General features: G+C 35.4%; 18 protein-coding genes, 1 pseudogene and 2 riboswitches. Of the genes and pseudogenes, 12 read left to right on the top strand and 7 right to left on the bottom strand.

Annotated features, from left to right (window positions below):
• Positions 1 to 41: 41 nt before the first annotated feature.
• The 4 genes and pseudogenes from ACUXEY_RS23485 to ACUXEY_RS23470 form a co-directional block, all read left to right on the top strand.
• Positions 42 to 233 (top strand): annotated as a pseudogene (locus tag ACUXEY_RS23485) (heteromeric transposase endonuclease subunit TnsA); the annotation flags it as partial.
• 269 nt (positions 234 to 502) lie between these two features.
• Positions 503 to 1,171: a hypothetical protein gene (locus ACUXEY_RS23480; RefSeq protein WP_461301725.1), complete on the top strand. Its 669-nt coding sequence runs from the start codon at positions 503 to 505 to the stop codon at positions 1,169 to 1,171.
• A gap of 456 nt (positions 1,172 to 1,627) precedes the next feature.
• Positions 1,628 to 3,592, top strand: a complete 1,965-nt coding sequence (locus ACUXEY_RS23475) for a S9 family peptidase (protein ID WP_461301724.1) — start codon at positions 1,628 to 1,630, stop codon at positions 3,590 to 3,592.
• A 103-nt stretch (positions 3,593 to 3,695) separates the two neighbouring features.
• Complete coding sequence (locus tag ACUXEY_RS23470) at positions 3,696 to 4,262, top strand: DUF4256 domain-containing protein (protein ID WP_166705195.1); 567 nt, start codon at positions 3,696 to 3,698, stop codon at positions 4,260 to 4,262.
• A gap of 71 nt (positions 4,263 to 4,333) precedes the next feature.
• Here ACUXEY_RS23470 and ACUXEY_RS23465 read toward each other — a convergent pair whose 3' ends face one another.
• Positions 4,334 to 4,840 carry a DoxX family membrane protein gene (locus ACUXEY_RS23465; RefSeq protein WP_000236336.1) on the bottom strand — a complete coding sequence of 169 codons (507 nt, stop codon included), beginning with the start codon at positions 4,838 to 4,840 and terminating at the stop codon, positions 4,334 to 4,336.
• A gap of 158 nt (positions 4,841 to 4,998) precedes the next feature.
• Positions 4,999 to 6,300 carry a DUF5068 domain-containing protein gene (locus tag ACUXEY_RS23460; RefSeq protein WP_461301723.1) on the bottom strand — a complete coding sequence of 434 codons (1,302 nt, stop codon included), beginning with the start codon at positions 6,298 to 6,300 and terminating at the stop codon, positions 4,999 to 5,001.
• Between the two features lie 432 nt (positions 6,301 to 6,732).
• Between ACUXEY_RS23460 and ACUXEY_RS23455 the strand changes: the two genes are divergently transcribed.
• The gene (locus tag ACUXEY_RS23455; RefSeq protein ID WP_429601074.1) at positions 6,733 to 7,509 is read left to right on the top strand and encodes an SDR family oxidoreductase; all 777 of its coding nucleotides are present in this window, start codon (positions 6,733 to 6,735) and stop codon (positions 7,507 to 7,509) included.
• 37 nt (positions 7,510 to 7,546) lie between these two features.
• Here the strand turns inward: ACUXEY_RS23455 and ACUXEY_RS23450 are convergent, their stop codons facing one another.
• From ACUXEY_RS23450 to ACUXEY_RS23435, 4 genes are all read right to left on the bottom strand, one after another.
• The gene (locus tag ACUXEY_RS23450) at positions 7,547 to 8,215 is read right to left on the bottom strand and encodes a methionine ABC transporter permease (protein ID WP_461301722.1); all 669 of its coding nucleotides are present in this window, start codon (positions 8,213 to 8,215) and stop codon (positions 7,547 to 7,549) included.
• On the bottom strand, positions 8,190 to 9,230 hold the full coding sequence (locus ACUXEY_RS23445; protein ID WP_461301721.1) for a methionine ABC transporter ATP-binding protein: 1,041 nt from the start codon (positions 9,228 to 9,230) through the stop codon (positions 8,190 to 8,192). The genes ACUXEY_RS23450 and ACUXEY_RS23445 overlap by 26 nt, the downstream gene beginning before the upstream one ends.
• Before the next feature lie 12 nt (positions 9,231 to 9,242).
• Positions 9,243 to 10,055 (bottom strand): MetQ/NlpA family ABC transporter substrate-binding protein, encoded by an 813-nt coding sequence (locus ACUXEY_RS23440; RefSeq protein WP_048528651.1) that lies wholly within the window; start codon positions 10,053 to 10,055, stop codon positions 9,243 to 9,245.
• A gap of 85 nt (positions 10,056 to 10,140) precedes the next feature.
• Positions 10,141 to 10,255, bottom strand: a riboswitch (SAM riboswitch).
• 80 nt (positions 10,256 to 10,335) lie between these two features.
• Positions 10,336 to 11,244, bottom strand: a complete 909-nt coding sequence (locus tag ACUXEY_RS23435) for an NAD(P)-dependent alcohol dehydrogenase (protein WP_166705199.1) — start codon at positions 11,242 to 11,244, stop codon at positions 10,336 to 10,338.
• A 145-nt stretch (positions 11,245 to 11,389) separates the two neighbouring features.
• Here ACUXEY_RS23435 and ACUXEY_RS23430 point away from each other — a divergent pair, with 145 nt between their 5' ends.
• From ACUXEY_RS23430 to ACUXEY_RS23405, 6 genes are all read left to right on the top strand, one after another.
• Positions 11,390 to 12,154, top strand: coding sequence for a DUF6612 family protein (locus tag ACUXEY_RS23430; RefSeq protein WP_429601077.1), 765 nt, complete (start codon positions 11,390 to 11,392; stop codon positions 12,152 to 12,154).
• 110 nt (positions 12,155 to 12,264) lie between these two features.
• Positions 12,265 to 13,701 carry an FAD-binding protein gene (locus ACUXEY_RS23425; RefSeq protein ID WP_461301720.1) on the top strand — a complete coding sequence of 479 codons (1,437 nt, stop codon included), beginning with the start codon at positions 12,265 to 12,267 and terminating at the stop codon, positions 13,699 to 13,701.
• Positions 13,698 to 14,231, top strand: a complete 534-nt coding sequence (locus ACUXEY_RS23420; RefSeq protein ID WP_078419377.1) for an MFS transporter — start codon at positions 13,698 to 13,700, stop codon at positions 14,229 to 14,231. Before ACUXEY_RS23425 ends, ACUXEY_RS23420 begins: the two co-directional genes overlap by 4 nt.
• A 78-nt stretch (positions 14,232 to 14,309) precedes the next feature.
• Positions 14,310 to 16,028, top strand: a complete 1,719-nt coding sequence (locus ACUXEY_RS23415; RefSeq protein ID WP_461301728.1) for a DUF3981 domain-containing protein — start codon at positions 14,310 to 14,312, stop codon at positions 16,026 to 16,028.
• Between the two features lie 127 nt (positions 16,029 to 16,155).
• Complete coding sequence (locus ACUXEY_RS23410) at positions 16,156 to 17,406, top strand: multidrug effflux MFS transporter (protein WP_429607323.1); 1,251 nt, start codon at positions 16,156 to 16,158, stop codon at positions 17,404 to 17,406.
• A 250-nt stretch (positions 17,407 to 17,656) separates the two neighbouring features.
• Positions 17,657 to 18,160: a hypothetical protein gene (locus ACUXEY_RS23405; RefSeq protein ID WP_429601080.1), complete on the top strand. Its 504-nt coding sequence runs from the start codon at positions 17,657 to 17,659 to the stop codon at positions 18,158 to 18,160.
• 18 nt (positions 18,161 to 18,178) lie between these two features.
• Here the strand turns inward: ACUXEY_RS23405 and ACUXEY_RS23400 are convergent, their stop codons facing one another.
• Positions 18,179 to 18,331 carry a DUF3951 domain-containing protein gene (locus ACUXEY_RS23400; RefSeq protein WP_166705204.1) on the bottom strand — a complete coding sequence of 51 codons (153 nt, stop codon included), beginning with the start codon at positions 18,329 to 18,331 and terminating at the stop codon, positions 18,179 to 18,181.
• Positions 18,332 to 18,713: 382 nt separating this feature from the next.
• A riboswitch (SAM riboswitch) is annotated at positions 18,714 to 18,819 on the top strand.
• Positions 18,820 to 18,953: 134 nt separating this feature from the next.
• Between ACUXEY_RS23400 and ACUXEY_RS23395 the strand changes: the two genes are divergently transcribed.
• Positions 18,954 to 19,871, top strand: a complete 918-nt coding sequence (locus tag ACUXEY_RS23395) for an ABC transporter permease (RefSeq protein ID WP_461301719.1) — start codon at positions 18,954 to 18,956, stop codon at positions 19,869 to 19,871.
• Positions 19,872 to 19,884: the final 13 nt, after the last annotated feature.

Raw genomic sequence — 19,884 nt, 5'->3', positions numbered from 1 at the left:
AAAGGGGTGTTTTTATGTTTAAATGAAAAAGAACACCTGAAATTGGAAAGTGGATAAAAGAAGGTCGTGGTTCAGGTATCGGTATAAATTATAAACCATGGCTGAAAATTCAAGATGTATCCTCTCTAGGTCGTTCAACTCGTTTAAAAGGAATAAAAGCCAGTAGGCAACATGAATTTTTATCGGATTTAGAACAAAACTACTTTCTTTTGAATGAACATTCCGATTTTATTAAGAGAGAAATTGTTTAAGAGGTTATTGAAGTGAGGAAATATCCGAAAGTTTATTTTGAGAAATCTGTCAGTTTTTATTCTGAATATTATAGAAAAAAAGACTTGCTTTGTAATAAAATTAGAGTGAATTTAAATAGCATTTACTGATGAATTACATTAATTTGTAAAGATGAATAAATTTCAAAATAATTGTACTTTACTTGAAGGTATGATGGTGAAAACGGGTGCGAAAAAAGCTTGGTCAACAGTAGCGGGGTGGTTTAATTAACATGCAAAAAAATATAGATTTTAATAAGAAAGCTTTTGAATACTATATGGCTGTTTATGCTGCACAGGATATAAGATCGACTATTATTACTCTTGTTATTGGGATAGCAGACATATTTGTTCTTGCGCCTGCTTTTGCGAATCCTTTTCGATTATTGTATGTATATATAGTGGCTCCTCCGATTATCTTTTTGAACCTATGGGCGATATGGATTATTATCAATCCTCGGAAACGGCAATTACAATACACTCTATTTCGAGGAGTATTTGGTATCGTATGTTCAGTAGGATTATTGGTTATAGCTCAAAAATTTGCATATGAAATGTTAGAATTACAAACGCCAATTTATTTTGTTTTTTCATTTGGTTTATATAGTTTTGCTTTGTATCATTATTATAAAAATCATATTAAAAAACTTCAGGAACCAAGAAAAAAGTCAAAATCATCGAAAGGAATGGGGGGGATAGGAGCAGTTGCTTTTGTAGGATTAGGGCAACTTATTGCTAACATCAGTCTTGGTTTTGCAACACAACAGATGGTGGCAATTGTATTAATGTGTGTATACTCAATGCTTTCGCTTATTTTGTTTCATTTCATTATGGAACTTCATAGATATTATTATTTACGGAAGCATATAGAAAGTGGAGGGAAAACACATAGAGCTTTTTAAAGAAGGTTTGTTGAACCTTGATTATATAATTGCATTCCTCCTATAGTTGATTAAAGGATTCCCAATGAGCTTTAATCAAACTTTTTTATAAAAATTGTACGCTAATTCACAAGAATGAATCTATTTTTAATCAATCTTTTTTCAAAATGTAAGTAATTCTTCTATCATAAAATCAAAGTTTGCAGTAAACTTTTTATCAAAATTTATTCAAAACCAACAAAAAAGCTTTAAAATAAATTTATGAATTCGTACCCCTTTAGATAACATATCTAAAGGGGTATTTTTATGCCAAAAAAAGAACACCTAAAACTGATAAGTAGACAGAATCCTATTAATTAAAGTTCTACTTTTATTTATCTGAATTTTCAGCTATCATTTTAAGTATTCGTGAACAATTTTCTTTATTATGACGAGAAGAGACGATAGATTCATGGACATTATAAGGGGGCTTTATTAATGAAAGTGAAAGCAAAAACATATTTAAGTATAGAAGAGATTATTTCATTACCGACCTTATCGAGTACAAATATAAGTGATGATGGCGAAAACGTAGCATTTGTTAAGAAGAGTGCTAACTGGGAAGACAATACGTATAGAAGTCATGTATGGATATATGAGAAAGATAGAGGGCAGAGTTACTCACTAACAACTGGAGATATAGATAGTACGCACCCATTATGGTCTCCAGATTCTAAGACTATTGCATATCTTAGTCCGGGCGGTGAAGGGGCTAATACAAATCAGATCTTTGTTAAATCAATAGATGGTTGTAGTGAGGTTCAAATGACTGATGAGGAAGAAGGGATTAGTACATTTAAATGGGATCCCACGGGTAAAGGTTTTTATTATGTTGCACAGTCGAAAGAATGTGAGGAAATAAAGAAACGTAAGGAACTATATGGAGATTTCCACCGTGTAGGTAAGGAACATCGAAATAATTGTTTATACTACATTGAGATAGAAAAGGTGATACAAAATGATAAAGAGGAACGCGAGATTAACGGTGTTTATCAACTAACGGATGGTAAGGATTTTTATATACATAACTTTGATGTTTCAAATGATGGGAAAAAGGTTGTATGTATGGCTACACCAAGCTTAAACGATTATATGAATGGTGATCTCTACATATTAGATGTTGAAGCTGGAGAACTACAAAAAATGAATATGGATAAGTTGTTAGGAGGGAGCGTCTGCTTTTCTCCCGAGGGCGATAATATATGTTACGCAGCAAGCATAAGAGAGAAGGATTACTATAGAAATCATATACAAGATAGTACAGTAGAGATATATGATATGAATACTAGAGAAGTAATTGAACCTTTAATCAATTTTGATAGTACCGTTATGCCATTACAGTGGACGGATAAAGGGATTTTAATTAGATGGCAGGATAAAACGAATTACCGTATTGGTTTGCTATGTGAGGATGGCACGGTGGAAATGTTAAGTGAAAAAGTAGATGGCTTTATAATGGATGCCTCTATAACAAGGGATGGAAATCATATAACTTATAATAAGGCTATAACAAATGAAACCTTTGAAATCTATTTAGACGATAAAAAAATAACGAATGAAAATAGCTTTTTCGAAGGCAGGCTTAAAAGTAATAGAGAAATCATCTCATGGAAAAGTAGTGATGGTCTTGAAATAGAAGGTGTTTTATCAACCCCAGTAGAGTTTGAGGCAAATAAAGAATATCCCTTATTAGTATTAATCCATGGTGGTCCGAATTGGGCGTCCTTTCCGCTATTTTCAGAGTGCTTCAATGAGAAATATCCGATTGAACAGTTTATCGAAAAAGGCTTTGTCGTTTTAGAGCCAAACTATAGAGGAAGTTCTGGTTATGGTAATGAATTTTTAAAAGCAAACTATAGAAAACAAGGACTTGCTGATTATGATGATGTTATATCTGGAGTGGATACACTAGTTGAAAAAGGGATGGTAGATAAAGATAGAGTAGGAGTTATGGGATGGAGTAACGGAGGATATATATCTGCTTTCTGTTCTACATTTAGTGATAGATTTAAAGCTATCTCAGTTGGGGGCGGAATCACTAACTGGAGTACCCATTATGTAAATACAGATATCCCTTACTTTATTAGCATGTATTTAGGAAATACTCCATGGAATGATCCGGATATATATAAGAAAACATCACCAATGACATATATTAAATCAGCCTGTACGCCTACGTTAATTCAACATGGAGAAAAGGATGTAAGAATTCCAATTACAAATGCATATGAGCTATATGAAGGATTAAGAGATATGGAAGTTGATACAGAACTAATTATATTTAAAGGAATGGCATATAGTTCTGATCAGCCAGGAATTCATGTAGCTATTATGAAGCAGAACTTGATGTGGTTTTCACATTATATTCTTGGGGAAAGTATGGAGGGATTTCGTACTATATAATGGATATTCGTACAGGGATTTTTCGTTGTGTAATCGGGTCAGATTGTTGTAAACTGTATGCAAACCATTATGATTATAAGGAAACGTAATTCGGAGGACTAATATGACAGCAAATAAAAATGAGTTATCTGTAGAACAACGTGAGGAACTATTAAAAGTATTACAAGCTCGTTTTGAGAAAAACATGAACCGCCATGAAGGTCTTGAATGGGCTAAAGTTGAAGCGAAACTGGCTACTAATACTGAAAAATTATGGTCAATTCATGAAATGGAAGTAACTGGCGGTGAGCCGGATGTTGTTGGTTATGATGAAGAGAAGGACGAGTATACTTTCTATGATTGTTCAAAGGAGAGTCCTAAAGGCCGCAGAAGTCTTTGTTATGATCTTGAAGCGTTAGAGGCAAGAAAAAAACATAAACCAGAAAATAACGTTATTGATGTGGCAACTGCTATGGGCATTGAATTATTAACTGAAGAACAATATCGAGAGTTGCAACAACTTGGGGATTTCGATATGAAATCATCAAGCTGGGTACAAACACCTTCAGATATTCGAGAACTCGGTGGTGCTCTATTTTGCGATTATCGCTTCGGACACGTTTTTGTATACCACAATGGAGCAGATTCCTATTATGCTGCTAGAGGATTTCGCGGTTCGTTAAGAGTTTAAATTTGGAGTAAGTAAGAAAAGAGCCTATACGTAGGCTCTTTTCTTACTTATATTTTAAAAGTAAACTGTTACTACGCAGTTTTACTTAATTTATATGTTTCATGGTTGTTTTTACGGAAAAGTTTAGGGAAAACATAGCCATCTAATCCAATGCGTCCAGCGTTATGACCTGCAACTAAAATGAACATAGTTAAAATAAGCAGGTTTGGGTTTACACTAACAGTTCCACTTAGTAAAAATGAAAGATTCATTATAATTCCAAAGAATGCAGCAGTTTTTGTTAATCCGCCTAAAATTAAACCTAGACCTACTAAAATTTCTCCCCATTGAACTAAAAAGCTAAATAGGTCTGCGTTTGGAAGAACAAAGTGTTGAAGGAAATCTGCCCACCAACTTTGTACGGCAGGGTGGTCACCTGACGCTTGAGCGATAGCGCCCTTTAGAAAACCACTTGCATCAAAAGATTGTCCGAAAACTTTACCTATCCCAGCAGCGAGCCATGCATATCCTATGTAAAATCGTAAAAATAATAATATGAAAGCAGCACGTTTATCAGTCCTTAAAAAATTGATAACCATTGAAATCCCTCCAATATTTTATTTACATGTTTATTATATATCCATTGTGAAAAGATTCACAATGGATAAAGTGTGAACAAAAATGGTGTTTTTATACAAATAAAAAGGGCATATAACAATCATATGTTATATGCCCTTTCTATTATATATTTAGTAATTTATTTAGGTAATGCAAATTTAGCTTTTTTACCTTGTGAAATATCTTTTGCTTCTTTATTTCTCATAGGTCCTAACTCAATCTCAAAGCTTTTGTCTTTCCAAATCTTTTCATACTGCTCTTGATCTAATATATAGACTTGTAGTAACTCTCCAGATGTTCCAGTTTTAACTGCAGCGTTATAGTCGTAATTTAGTAGCATACCTTCATTAATCGTATATTGTGTACCATCATTCACTCTCAATGTAGAGCTTATAGGAGATAGTGAAACATCTTGAGTATCTTTGTTATCAAGTTTGAATTTCACTGTTAATAGAACAATTCCATTTTTGAAATTTGCAAAGCGTGGAGCTTCGACGGAATTTGGTGTGAATTGAGTAAATTGATATCCGTCTAATGTAATGTTAACAGCGCCTAATTCTTGGCTGTTATTAATGCTTGATTTCTCTTTTAACATTTTTTTATCGCCCATGTTATTAGCTGTAGCTTTATCTTGGTAGAAAGTGTTATTTGTTGCAACCTTTTCAGCACCTTGTTTGTTTAAACTTAATGAAAAGCTTCCAGGACTTCCGATTGGAGCATCGAATTTTCCTTTATTCGCTTGTGCAGTTGGGACTGTGACTGAGACTGTTGAGAGACTTGAAATTTTCGCTAAATCATCTTTTCCGAATGGATAAGCGATATAACCAGAAATAGTTTCTCCTGCTTTTACTAAGTAATCATTCGTTGGAGCTAGCTTAGTTGGGAGCTGGTCTTCTTTTGGAATTAAGTCTTTATAGTTACTATATGTTTTCTGCGCACCAGTAAATGACATGTCCAATGCTGGCATATAATAAATATCTTTAGCTGAACTATTTTTTACGCTGTAGTTCACAAGAATAACTCCGCCCTCTGTTTGACGATTAAACGGAATATCGAAGTTTGTATGGAATCCATTTAATTCAACTACTGTATAACTGTTCATTGATACTGAAACATCCTCAGCTTTATAAACTTGTGGTTCCTTATTTTCAAAAAGGACTTTTGTTTTACCACCTGTTTCTTTTTCCATATAGGAAATCAGCTTAGAGTAATCGCTTGAGCTAGTAGCTGTATTTTCAGGCTTTTTCTCTTCAATTTTTTTATCTTCGGATTTTTTTTCTTCCGGTTTATTTTCTTTCTTTGTATCCGTTTTTTCTGCTTTGCTTTCTTTTGTTGTATTTTCTTTTTGTTCTTTATTTGTCGTATCGCTTTGACCACAGCCGGTTATTACAAACGCTGCTACGATTACTGTAGAAAATAAAGAAAGTAATTTTTTTGACATGTTTCTTCCCCCTATTTGTGTAAAACTAGACTCTCACATTAGCCCCACATTTTATTATAAAAAATAGAGCCAGTATTTACCAGTGTTTTTCGAATTATTTTAATTATTTAGTTATTGTAATATATTAAAATTAGTAGAAGGTCGGCATGGAATATTGACTTTTATTTTTTTATCATTTGAAATATTTCATCATATTGGTATGATAGAAATAGAGATATATGGAAAGGGGACAAGGACTTAATATGTGGATGAGCTTGTAATGATTAGAAACTAGATAGATAAATTTTTCTCTCATAAGTGAGGGTTTATTTAGTTATCTGTAAATCATTCAAGGACTGCATATTTGGCTTGTACATCCCTTTTGTAAGGATAATGTATAGGGAAATTCATATCTCTTATATAAAGTATGCGTCCTTTAAATTGGAGGAGTATATGATGAATCACTTGAAAAATAAAATAGCAGTTGTGACAGGGGTAAGTCGTCTAGATGGTATAGGTGCAGCGATTTGTAAAGAATTAGCTGAAGCAGGATACGATATATTTTTTACGTATTGGACAGCGTACGATAAAGAGATGCCTTGGGGCGTTGAGCAAAGTGAACAAATACAATTAAAAGAAGAGTTACTAAAAAACGGTGTTAAAGTATCAAGTATGGAGTTAGATTTAACTCAGAATGATGCGCCGAAAGAGCTTATAAATAAAGTTACTGAACAACTGGGCTACCCTCATATATTAATTAATAATGCAGCATATTCTACGAATAATGACTTCTCTAATTTGACTGCTGAAGAATTAGATAAGCACTACATGGTAAATATTCGCGCGACTACATTGTTAAGTAGTCAATTTGCCCGAGGGTTTGATAAGAAATCTGGTGGTAGAATTGTGAACATGACGTCGGGACAATTTCAAGGACCTATGGCAGGAGAACTAGCGTATGCAACAACGAAGGGAGCAATTGACGCCCTTACGAGTACGTTGTCAGCTGAGGTAGCTCACCTAGGAATAACAGTGAATGCAATTAATCCAGGCCCAACTAGTACAGGGTGGATGACTGAGGAGATAAAGCAAGGATTAAAGCCGATGTTTCCTTTTGGTAGAATTGGTGAGCCGAAGGATGCAGCAAGACTCATTAAGTTTTTAGTAAGTGAAGAAGCAGAATGGATTACGGGACAAGTTATTCATTCTGAAGGTGGGTTTAAAAGATAAAAAGAAGGTATCTCACTAGGGTGAGATACCTTCTTTTTTAATCCTTTTTCAATCTTCGTGCAACACCGTTACCTAAAGACTGTAACCCTTGAACGAGGATAATTAAAATAAAGACGGTTGCATACATTACTTCCGGTTCGTATCGTAAATGCCCAAATCGATATGCTAAATCACCAAGACCGCCAGCACCTACAAGTCCAGCCATTGCTGTTGCGCCAATTAAGCCGATTGTTGCGATTGTTAACCCAAGTACAAGGGAGGGACGAGCTTCTTTCACCATAACGTGCCAAATGATTTTTATAGTAGAAATGCCCATCGCTTGATAAGCTTCAATAACACCACGATCCACTTCTAATAAAGCCGTTTCCATTAACCTTGCAATATAAGGGGCCGTGAATACGACAAGTGGTACGATGACACCTTGCACACCAATCGATGTTCCCATTAGAAACTTTGTAAAAGGTAAAATAAAGAATAGTAGAATGATAAACGGAAGAGAGCGAATGATATTAATAATTGTATCCAGAATTGGATAAATGATTTTATTTTCGTGCTGCCCACCAGGTCTCATTAAAACAAGTGTGACGCCAAGTGGTAGTGCAATAAGGATAGAGATGAATAGTGAAATAGATGTCATTTGAAATGTTTGAATGGTTGCTTCCCATATGACTTTACCCCATTCATCCAAAAAGGACTTGTTTCCCATAATCTGTTCTACCTCCTTCTACGATGATCCCTTGCTCTTGTAAAAATGATAAAGCACGGTCTACTTCAGTTTTTTCACCTTGCATATGAATGATCAGTTTCCCATATGCTTCATGTTTTAACTGTGTAATATTACCGGATAAAATATTCGGATACACTTGAAAACGTTTTGTAGCGATAGCTAACGCTGGTTCGCCAGGAGAAGTTCCTATAAATGAAAGTGTTACGATTTCTCCGGTTCTTTGTAGCTCTTTCTGTACGTCTTCAGGAATCTTCGCTGCAAATGCACTATTTACGAATTTTTTCGTTGTTGCATGTTGTGGGTTTGTGAATATATCCTTCACAGTCCCGCTTTCAACTACTGCTCCATGTTCCATGACAGCAACTCGGTCACATATACGCTGGATGACATTCATTTCATGTGTAATTAATAAAATTGTGATCCCAATTTCTTCATTAATCTTTAATAATAGATCAAGAATAGATTCCGTTGTTTCTGGGTCTAAAGCGCTCGTTGCTTCGTCGCTTAATAACACTTCTGGTTCATGGGATAGTGCACGTGCAATGGCAACACGTTGTTTCTGACCACCAGAAAGTTCACTCGGATAGGCATCTTTTCGGTTGAAAAGGTCGACAATGCGTAAATATTTTTCTACTCTTTTTTCGATCTCCGTTTTTGGAATGCCAGCAAGGCGTAACGGTAATGCAATATTTTCATAAACGGTAACAGTTTTAAGTAAATTGAATCCTTGAAAAATCATCCCGATTTTTTGTCGCGCTTTTGCAAGTTCCTTTGCTGATAAAGTTGTTAAGTCTTGATCGTTGACAATGATATTTCCTGTCGTTGGTTTTTCTAATAAATTTACACATCGAATTAATGTACTTTTACCAGCGCCGCTATATCCAATGATTCCAAATACTTCGCCCCTTTTTACTTGGAGGGAAGTAGGTTTAAGAGCTTCCACATTCCCCTTTTTTGTTGTAAATACTTTGGATACATTTTTTAATTCAATCATTATCGTCAGCTCCTACCAAGACGGTAAAACAGAACCATCAAATTTTTTCTCGATAAATTCTTTTACTTCTTTAGATTGATAAGCTTTCTTTAATTTATTTACAACGGCATCATCTTTATTTTCAGTACGAACAACGACCCAGTTCACATATGGTGAATCTTTTCCTTCACGGAAGATAGAATCTTTCGCAGGGCTTAATTTTGCACCTAATGCAAAGTTTGTATTAATTGCAGCTGCTTTCACTTCACTTAGTTGTGTCGGTAATTGAGATGCCTCTAATTCAACAATCTTTAAATTTTTCGGATTTTCAATTACATCTTTCGCAGTCGCTTTTTCTGTAGCCTTTGGATCCACTTTTAAAACACCTGCTTTTTCAAATAGCTTTAAAGCTCGAAGTTCATTCGTTGGATCATTTGGCACAGCAATCGCATCGCCCTCTTTTAAGTCTTTTACATCTTTTAAGCTTTTAGAATATACGCCCATAGGGAATGTTACTGTTGAAAATACTTCAGTTAATTTCATATTGCGTTCAGCTTTAAATACGTCTAAATATGATTTCGTTTGATAGCTATTTACATCGAGGCTTTTTTCATCTAAAGATACGTTTGGTGCTACATAATCATTAAATACTTTTACATCAATTTCGAGTCCGTCTTTCGCTGCCACTTCTTTCACCTTTTCAAAAATTTGTTCATGCGGTCCACCCGTTACGCCGACAGTAATCTTTTTCTCATCTAACGTTTTTACCTCTTTATCGGAATTAGCACCACATGCACCTAACAATAATACCGCTCCACTTACAATGCTCAATAATACTTTTTTCATCTATAGTTCCCCCTTCATATACGTTCCAAAATAAAAAGCACCTCTCAAAAATAAGAGAGGTGCCGAATAGACAAAATAGGATCCTCTCTTATCTTCCAAAACGAAAACTCGTTTTGCAGGAATTAGCACCTTAGCTTATACGTCATAAGCTCGGTTGCCGGGCATCATCGGGCCAGTCCCTCCGCCACTCTTGATAAGAGTATGTGTATGTAGTTTTTTAATATGGTACTAATAGTAAATCTTACAAAAAGAATTGTCAATGTTATTTTCTGAATATATTTTATTTTAAGGTAATCGAAACGTTACCTTTTTTATGTCCCTTTTCCACATACATATGCGCTTCAGAAATTTCTTCTAATCGGTAAGTTCTATCAATAACAGGTTTTAAATGTTCTGTTTCAGTTAGTTCTTTTAGTAGAATCATATCCTCTTTACTTACCTTTGCCATCATTCCATTAACAGATACATATTTTCCATTGGGTGTTAATGTATTTGTACAAAGGGATTTTTTATACTTCCCAACTGCATCAAATATAATATCGTAGCGCTCGCGCCTCTTAGTAAAATCTTCTTTCGTATAATCAATTACTTTATCAGCTCCTAAAGATTGAACGAGTTCAAAATTTGAATTACTACAAACAGCCGTAACGGTCGCACCGAAATATTTAGCAAGTTGTACAGCAGCTGTTCCTACCGATCCTGAGGCACCATATATGAGCACTTGTTGCCCTTTTTTTATAAGGCCCTTTCTCAGGAAATGCAATGCTGAAGTTCCACCAAAAGGAATAACTGCCGCTTCTTCATACGTCACATTGGTAGGTTTTAATGTTATTAATCCACTTTCATGTACGCATGTGTACTCGGCGTAACCGCCGAGGTTTAGTTCTGTTAATGCAAAAATAGGATCACCTTTTTTAAATTGAGTTACATCTGTTCCAATTTCCTCAATTTCTCCAGCTAATTCTACACCAAGTATAGGGTTTCTCGGTTTTCTGAAACCTAATATGATCCGCATAGGAATCCAAAATAAGAGGGGACTATTAAAACCGCGTATTCTACAATCTCCAGTCGATACACTTGTTGCGTGAATTTTAACTAATACTTCGTTCTTTTTAGGCGTAGGTTTCTCTATATTTTGAAGCTGAAGAACGTTAGGTGGTCCATACTTTGTGCAAATAATTGCTTTCATAATGACCTCCTGAAATGAGTTGTTGTTATTTATATCATATTTAAAATCTTCATTAAACATGTCGCTATATAGAGAATATAGATTAAAAATTATATAGATTTCATAGGAAAAGAGGTGATATTATTTTTGGAAAGGGGGCGACATTATGAAAAAAATTATTTTTGTTTCAAGTTTAGTACTTGCAATCAGTCTAGGGGCAGGGTGTAGTAATGAGAAAACAGCAAAGATGGATGAACCGAAAAAAGAATCAGTTCAAAAAGAAAAGGAATTAGCAGCGAAGGATGTTTTCAAGAAAACGAACGAAGCTTTTAAAAATGAAGAGCATGTAACGATGACATATGGTGTAGGGGTAAAAGCTGAGGGAACAGAGATGGATATATTAAAGGCTAAGATGCAATTAGAGCCAAAGACAAAGAATTCTCGTTCTGAAATGAATATTTCCGGTACAGATGTTGTAGTGTATACTGTGGATGGTAAAGTTGCTGGTGAGGTGAAAAATCCTAATACAGGAGAAGTTATAACCGTACCAGAGGAGCAATTAAACGCTGGTGGAATGAAAGCGACTCAAGATATTATAGATAAATTAGAAGTACCGGAAGTAGTTTTAGATAAAATGAAGATGGAGAAAAGCGGAGATAAATATAAACTGAAATTTACATTAAAAGGGAAAGAAACAGAAAGTATGTTAACTAGCATGGATGAAACGCAGAAGAAAATGTTACAAGCACAAAATGCGAAAATAGAAGAAGTGGATGCAGAATATATCATTACAAAAGATTTTAAATATGAATCAGCAAAGATAGACATGATTATGAGTAGTAATGGCAAGGATAAAGCACACATTATTACGAACGCAAAGTATACGTCGTACGAAAAGTTTGACCCAATACAATTGCCAGCAGCAAAGTAACAGTTTTGATGAGGGGACCTAAAATAAGGTGCCCTCTTTTTTGTATACTTTCTTCATAGGAAAATAGGTACAATATGAAGAGGAAAAGATGTAGAAGAGGAGAGTGTCATTTGAAAAAAAGAAAGATAGCGGTGGTTATGATGGCTTATACAGTGTTGCTTGCGACATCTGTAAATACATATAAAGAGCAATTAAATCATCCGATTATGAGCGATGTAGGAAAGTTACTCCCGACGAAAATAAAACGTGTTGAAAGTGCTGAAGATGAAATTTCATTAAAACAGGTTGTGCAAGATGCAAATGTTTCTGGGGAGAAAATTTCTATCGCAGGTATGCAACATAGCCAAGGCGGACAGACGTATTATCCGAACGGTACGATGCTTGATATGAAAGGATATAATGAAATATTAGAGTTTAATCCGGAGAAGAAGAGGATTAGGGTACAAAGCGGTGTCACATGGAATGACATTCAAAAGAAAATCAATCCGTATGGTCTTGCGGTTCAAGTAATGCAGTCGCAAAATATTTTTACTGTTGGTGGTTCATTAAGTGTAAATGTACATGGACGTGACATTCGTCATGAAGCATTAATTGATACAGTAGAGTCATTTAGATTGTTAACGGCAGATGGTACGGTGCGTAATGTAAGTAGAGAAGAGAATGCTGATTTGTTTCCGTATGTAATTGGGGGATACGGATTGTTTGGCGTGATTTTAGATGTGACGCTAAAGTTAACAAACGATGAATTGTATGAAACGCATACGAAGGTACTAGATTATAAGGAATACTCTTCATATTTTAAGAATAAAGTGCGGAGGGATGAGGATATACGTATGCATTTAGCACGTATTTCTGTTGCCCCACATTCATTTTTAAAAGAAATGTATGTGACAGATTATGTATTAGCAAAAGATCAGCAGAAGTTGAGAGAGTACAGTAAATTAAAAGAAGAAAATATTATAGCTGCGCCAAAGTTTTTACTCGGTTTATCACGCTATAGTGATTGGGGAAAAGGTACATTTTGGGATATACAAAGAAGTTATTTTGAACGTACAAATGGTAAGTACGAAACGCGAAATAATGTAATGAGATCGGATAGTGCCTTTATGGAATATGATAACCCAAATTTAACCGAGGTTTTACAGGAGTATTTCGTACCGATAGACAGTTTTGCAGTATATATAGATGACTTGCGAAATGTTTTGAGTGAAGAGGAATTAAATCTTCTTAACATTACCATTCGTTATGTAGAAAAGAATGAAAATGCGGTACTATCTTATGCGAAAGATGATATGTTTGCACTGGTTCTTTTAATTAATCAAGGACGCTCAGAGGATGAAATAAAGAAAACAAAAGTGGTCATTCAGAAGATGATTGATGTTACTTTAAAGCATAATGGTAGTTATTATTTACCGTATTATTCTTACCCAACGAAGGAGCAGTTAAAAAGGGCATATCCTCGTATAGAAGAATTTCTTCAGAAGAAAAAAGAAGCGGATCCAAAAGAGAGATTTGTGAATTTATTTTATAGGGAGTATACGAAATGACATATAGAAGATTTGTAGCGTCACAAAGCATAATTATGATGGCGGGAAGTATGGTATTTCCTTTTTATATACTATTGCTTCGCAACGTTGGGAATAGCTTCTCGCAATTTGGCTGGGCGTATGGCTTATTCGCTTTAACTTCAGCACTTGTGTATCCGGTAGTAGGAAAGGTGTCCGATAGAGTAGGTGATCGGAAATTATTAATTATATATGCTTGGTCCATGGCAGTATTAATGCTTTGTTTCCCGATTGCCACGGAAGTCTGGCATGTGTATATTCTTCAAATTGTAATGGGGGTTTTAGGTGCTGTGCAGCGTAATACAGAGAAGACGTCGTTAGCACGAAAGGTTGTGCAAGAAAATGCTGGTTATGAGATTGGGAAATATCATGTGTGGACATCGATTGGAGGAGCAGTAGCAATTATTGCAACAGGATATTTAGTAGATTTCTTTACGATTGGTACGATTTTTTATATTGCATCTATCTTATATGTGGTAAGCGGAGTTGTATTAAGTAGTAAAAAAATATAATCATCCCCATTTTTACCTGAATACCCTTTATTTGTTATACTAAAAGGGAAAATAAAAGAAAAGGGGACATTGCCTTTGATGAAATTTTTAATTTTAGCTATTCTCACTTTGTTTTTGATTCCATGGACAAGAAGCGGTAGTAAACTTCGAGCAGTGGATAAGAAAGGGGATGAGAAGGTTGTAAAGGGTAAGAAATCATCCATTTTAGTTATTCCTGTTTTATTTTGGATAGGTATTGCAATCTATGAATATCTTTGGCTAATTGATGATCGAGCAGATTCGATTCTTACTCATTATGCCGTTGCAGTAGCAGTTTTAATTGGGCTTGTTTTATTTTCACAAAATCAAATAGGGAAATTAGAAGGTACGTTAAAAGGGCTTCTAATGTTTGTTTTACTAGCAAGTTACGGCTATTTTGGTTATTTGCACGATATAGTAATCACGCAAAAAAAATATGATTCTGTTGTAAAGGTAGAGAAAGATATTTCAGAGCCATTTACTGAAAATGATCAGCCGTTTACAGTGCCGCCAAAGACAGCGGAAAATAAGATGAAAAAAGTATTTGGAGATATTCCGAAAGTAGCTTATTTTGAACTAGGAGAATTAACGCCACAAATGGTAAATGGCGAGGCTTTATATGTAGCACCAATTGAAGTTTCAGGATTTTTTAAAGCACGTAAAGCAGAGACAATTCCAGGATACGTAACGATGTCAGGTACGAACCCGGATGCGGAAGCGAAACTGCACCTTGGTTATAAAATGAAATATGTGCCAAGCATGTTTTTCGGGAATAATTTAGAGCGTGTTGTAAGGAAAGCAGAACCAAATCTAATCTTTAAAGGGAAACCTAAATTTGAAGTAGATGATAAAGGGAAACCTTATTATACAATGACGTATGGTGAATTTATTTCAGGAAGATCTGGATTTGAAGTAGAGGGCGTTGTAGTAGTAGACGCACAAACAGGTGAAGTGAAAAGATACGACAAAGGAAAGGCACCTAAATTTGTTGATGGCGTATTAAATCACGAGACTGCATCTACATTAAATACGTATTTCGGTAAATATATTCACGGATTTTGGAATACAAAATTCTCACAAACTGATATGAAGATCCCGACTGAGTGGGGAACGAAAGAAGGAGTTACACCAATCTTCGGTAAGGATGGAACGTTATATTACTTTACTGATTTCACCTCCCCGAAAGAAGGAGTAGATTCTGCGTTAGGTTACTCGCTTATTGATGCGCGTACAGGTAAGTTGTATTACTATAACGGAAAAGAAGTAAAGGGAATTATGGACGGTTCAGCTGCTTCGGAAGTAGTGGATAATTCCTTTAAGAGAGAGAAATGGCATGGAACGATGCCGGTTATTTATAACGTGTACGGTAAACCTTCTTGGATTGTACCTGTTATTGATGACGGAGGTTTAGTACGTGCTCATACAGTTATCTATGCTTCTAACGCGAAAATATTTGCAACAGGTTCGACGCAAAAAGAAGCGCTTGAGAATTATAAAAATGCGCTGAGCGGAAGTGGAGATTCATTTAGACCGACTTCAAGTGGTAAAGAGGCACAAAAAGAAGGCGTTGTAAAACGTGTATATAAAGAAAAATCAGGTGAAAATACAATTGTGTACGTACTGTTAGAGAATGAACAAAAAGTATTTATGATACCTGTGAAAAAATTCCCATATGCTATGTTTACAGAAGTGGGAGATCCAATTCAAATCACATATTTAGATACAGGAGAGGCGATGTCTTCCGTATCTAAATTTGCAAATAGCAATTTGAAAAAGTAAAGCGATAGAAATTCTATCGCTTTTTTTTACAGTATAAAACAGGAAAATGCGCTATACTTGACGTATGTTTATGTTGTAACTATAATTGTTACGATTCATTATGTATAGGAAAGGGTGAACAGAAAAAGTGAATGGAGTTAATCAAGAAATATATAAACCTGTAAAGACAAATAGGTTATGGATGATTCTTGTACTAGGGACACTTACGGCAATTGGGCCGTTATCTATCGATATGTATTTGCCTTCGTTACCGAAATTAACGGATGATTTACAGACAGGTGCATCCCTAGCGCAACTAACATTAACAGCTTGTTTACTTGGGCTTTCAGTAGGGCAATTATTTGTCGGTTCAATTAGTGATATTTATGGAAGGCGCAAACCTCTTATTATTGCTCTTATTATTTATGTTGCTTCTTCTTTACTTTGTGCTATTGCACCTTCTATTTGGAGTTTAGTGTTATTGCGCTTCTTACAAGGGGCTTCAGGATCGGCTGGGATTGTTATATCACGTGCGATGGTACGTGACATGTATTCAGGTTCTGAAATGACGAAGTTTTTCTCACTGCTTATGTTAGTAAACGGAGCAGCGCCTATTTTGGCACCGATTATTGGAGGACAATTGTTACAATTTACAACATGGCGCGGTGTCTTCATCGTTCTTGGAGCAATTAGTGTATTCATGTTAATATCAGCTACTTTCGTATTACGTGAAACATTACCTCCCGAAGAGAGAGAAACGGGTGGATTGTCAGGAACATTGGCGACGTACGGAAAGCTGTTAAAGGATCGTCTGTTTATGGGATATGCATTGTCACAAGGGCTAGTAACGGCGGCAATGTTTGCGTACATTTCAGGCTCACCATTTGTGTTGCAGAACATATACGGAGCGTCGCCACAGCAATTTAGTTTATTCTTTGCAATCAACGGTATCGGTATTATCATTGCTAGTCAGGTAACAGGTCGTTTAGCAGGGAAAGTGAATGAGAAGACATTATTTGTTGCTGGTATTATTATCGCAGCTGTTGGTGGCCTATCTTTATTACTGACAATCGTGCTCGGAATAGGTTTAATTGGTGTTTTATGCTCATTATTCCTTGTCGTATCAAGTGTCGGGGTTGTCTCAACGACTGGGTTCTCGTTAGCGATGAGAAATCAGAAACAAGCTGCAGGAACAGCATCGGCCTTATTAGGATTATTACAGTTCATCTCAGGAGCACTTGTTGCACCGTTAGTAGGTATTGGGGGAAGTAACACCGCATTACCGATGGGGGTTGTAATCGCTCTTTGTGAAATTGGTGCTGTATTATGTTATCTATTTATGGCCAGAAGAAGTGAAAAGCAGTTTGAAATGCAACAAAGACAAAATTTAGAGGCTTAAATTATAAAAAAGAGCTGATTCAAATACGTTTTGAATCAGCTCTTTTTTCATTTCTTTGAAATAACGCATACAGCTTCGTAAGGTGATGCAAAAGTTATTTGCATAAAGTGACGATACTGTGACAAAAATGTAGGCATGTATATTAAGCTATCGTCTTAAGTGTAAAAAGTAGGATGTTCTCGGTATAATAACAAGTGAAGATATAAGAAACTATAATGAGTAGTAGCTGTAGATAAAAGGAGAAGAAGAGATGAAGAAGGTTTTGGGTATTGCTGTAATGGGAAGTATGATCCTTCTAGCGGGATGTAATGGAAATAAAGATACGAAAGAACCGAAAGAAAAGGTAGAGCAATCTACTGAGCAAACAGAAGAGATGAAAGAATACCGTGCAGTACATGAAAAATACGATATGAAAATGAATAAAGAAATTAATAAAGCATTACAGTTATGGGAAGTGGCAAAAGAAAAGGGCGGTAAGGAAATAACGAATGCTACATATAAAGAAGACGTGCAGAAGGTAACAACGGGCATGTTAGAAGATATAGATCACATACGTAAAGAAATTCGTGTGCCGAAGTCGAAAGAACAAGAACATGAAATGTATGTTGGCTTCTTAAATGAAGCAGAACAAGCGATGAAAAAATTACAGAAGTTAGCTAAAGAAGAAGATTCATCTTTGATTCGTGATATAGAAATTAATTTTTCAACAGCATCGACATACTATAAACGTTTTCAAGCAGAAACGAAAAAATAACCTTGCGTATGCGCAAGGTTATTTTTTCTTCTTACCATCTCCGTCTTCATCCTCGGATACTAATGCCTTCTGTTCTTCGTGAAATTCAGAAATGGTTTGACCGGTAATATTATCGCATGGAGTATAAAAAGAAGTGATACGTTTCTTTTTAATAAAGAGTTTATCTCGCATTAACGGGCAGTAAGCTCCCCACCTCAAAATTCAGTGAAAGCAAAGAAGTTAGGTAGGGGATCAACTGCCCGTAAAAGCCCGATTGGTTCAACTAATAATCAGTGGGGGATGAACATCCCCCACTGATTAAAGTTTCACTTTATAGACCCCGATGATGACAAGTATAACGATTGTTAAGGGTAATCCTATAGTAGCAAGAAGTAAGGGATCCATCTTATAACTCCTTTAACAGTATTTCTTTTTATTATAAGTGAAAACCGTAATTTCGATAAACGACATTAAAAACTGATTTTTCTAAATATATCCAATTTGATTGACTTTTCATTTTTTCAGAATTATAATTCGAAATATACAATTTGAACCAAATAATAATATAGCAATTTACTTATCCAGAGAGGTAGAGGGACTGGCCCTATGACACCTCAGCAGCGGGTTCTGTAGTAGGAACACCGTGCTAATTCCAGCAAGCAAGTCTTGAAAGATAAGTGATGGGCCTTCGTTTATTAAGCCTTGATCTTATTTTTTAAGATCAAGGCTTTTTGTATTTTAAGAAGCGGAAAAGTAATAGGAACAAATATGTCAATAAAACAAAGTAAATTCATTTGTTTAGGGGGTTATCGAAGTGTATGTTATTAAAAAACTATCGGTTATGGTTTTCACGCTATGGGTCATTACGACAGTAACATTTTTGATTATGCATATCATTCCTGGGGATCCATTTTCATCAGATGCGAAAATCTTTCCAGAGGAAGTAATACAGAATATGAGGGCGAAGTATCACCTCGATGAACCGTTATGGAATCAATATGTCGCTTATTTAGATGGCGTAGTTCATTTTGATTTTGGTGAATCTGTTCAATCTACAGGTCAAGGTGTATCAGAAATTATAACGACAGGATTTGGTCCGTCAGCAATTATTGGTTTACAAGCACTTATTATTTCATTATTAGTCGGAATTGCAGCAGGTACATTTGCAGCCCTATATCATGGGAAAGTAATTGATTATAGTGTGAGCTTACTTGCGATTCTCGGTATATCTATTCCAAGTTTTATTTTAGCGCCACTATTTATACAAGTATTTGCTATACAGTTTGAATTGTTACCAGTAGCGTCTTGGGGCACATTCGAACATACGGTATTGCCATCCTTCGCATTAGCATTAGGACCAATTGCAGTGATTACGAGATTTGTTCGCTCTAATATGATTGAAGTATTGCAGAGTGATTATATTAAATTAGCAAGAGCGAAAGGTATACCAATTAAGAAGATTATTATAAGGCATGCCCTTCGAAATGCAATTGTTCCAGTTCTTACATTTGTTGGGCCGTTAATGGCTGGACTTTTAACAGGGACTTTCGTTATTGAAAAAATATTTTCCATTCCTGGTCTAGGAAAATATTTTGTAGATAGTATTTTTAACCGGGATTATCCGGTCATTATGGGAACGACGATTTTCTATAGTGCATTATTAATTTCTTGTATTTTCGTTACAGATATTATTCACCGTATTGTTGATCCACGTATTCGTTCTATTACGTAAGGAGGGGGGACAT

This window comes from Bacillus sp. F9_6S_D1_P_5 (assembly GCF_054823925.1).
This window is presented reverse-complemented; position numbering and strand designations above follow the sequence as displayed.

Bases quoted from the DNA above. Each gene is read 5' to 3' on its own strand.
- ACUXEY_RS23475 (WP_461301724.1), top strand. From the start codon at position 1,628: ATGAAAGTGAAAGCAAAAACATATTTAAGTATAGAAGAGATTATTTCA.
- ACUXEY_RS23460 (WP_461301723.1), bottom strand. From the start codon at position 6,300: ATGTCAAAAAAATTACTTTCTTTATTTTCTACAGTAATCGTAGCAGCG.
- ACUXEY_RS23415 (WP_461301728.1), top strand. From the start codon at position 14,310: ATGAAATTTTTAATTTTAGCTATTCTCACTTTGTTTTTGATTCCATGG.
- ACUXEY_RS23435 (WP_166705199.1), bottom strand. From the start codon at position 11,244: ATGAAAGCAATTATTTGCACAAAGTATGGACCACCTAACGTTCTTCAG.
- ACUXEY_RS23480 (WP_461301725.1), top strand. From the start codon at position 503: ATGCAAAAAAATATAGATTTTAATAAGAAAGCTTTTGAATACTATATG.
- ACUXEY_RS23470 (WP_166705195.1), top strand. From the start codon at position 3,696: ATGACAGCAAATAAAAATGAGTTATCTGTAGAACAACGTGAGGAACTA.
- ACUXEY_RS23465 (WP_000236336.1), bottom strand. From the start codon at position 4,840: ATGGTTATCAATTTTTTAAGGACTGATAAACGTGCTGCTTTCATATTA.
- ACUXEY_RS23420 (WP_078419377.1), top strand. From the start codon at position 13,698: ATGACATATAGAAGATTTGTAGCGTCACAAAGCATAATTATGATGGCG.
- ACUXEY_RS23430 (WP_429601077.1), top strand. From the start codon at position 11,390: ATGAAAAAAATTATTTTTGTTTCAAGTTTAGTACTTGCAATCAGTCTA.
- ACUXEY_RS23445 (WP_461301721.1), bottom strand. From the start codon at position 9,230: ATGATTGAATTAAAAAATGTATCCAAAGTATTTACAACAAAAAAGGGG.
- ACUXEY_RS23455 (WP_429601074.1), top strand. From the start codon at position 6,733: ATGATGAATCACTTGAAAAATAAAATAGCAGTTGTGACAGGGGTAAGT.
- ACUXEY_RS23440 (WP_048528651.1), bottom strand. From the start codon at position 10,055: ATGAAAAAAGTATTATTGAGCATTGTAAGTGGAGCGGTATTATTGTTA.
- ACUXEY_RS23450 (WP_461301722.1), bottom strand. From the start codon at position 8,215: ATGGGAAACAAGTCCTTTTTGGATGAATGGGGTAAAGTCATATGGGAA.
- ACUXEY_RS23400 (WP_166705204.1), bottom strand. From the start codon at position 18,331: ATGCGAGATAAACTCTTTATTAAAAAGAAACGTATCACTTCTTTTTAT.
- ACUXEY_RS23405 (WP_429601080.1), top strand. From the start codon at position 17,657: ATGAAGAAGGTTTTGGGTATTGCTGTAATGGGAAGTATGATCCTTCTA.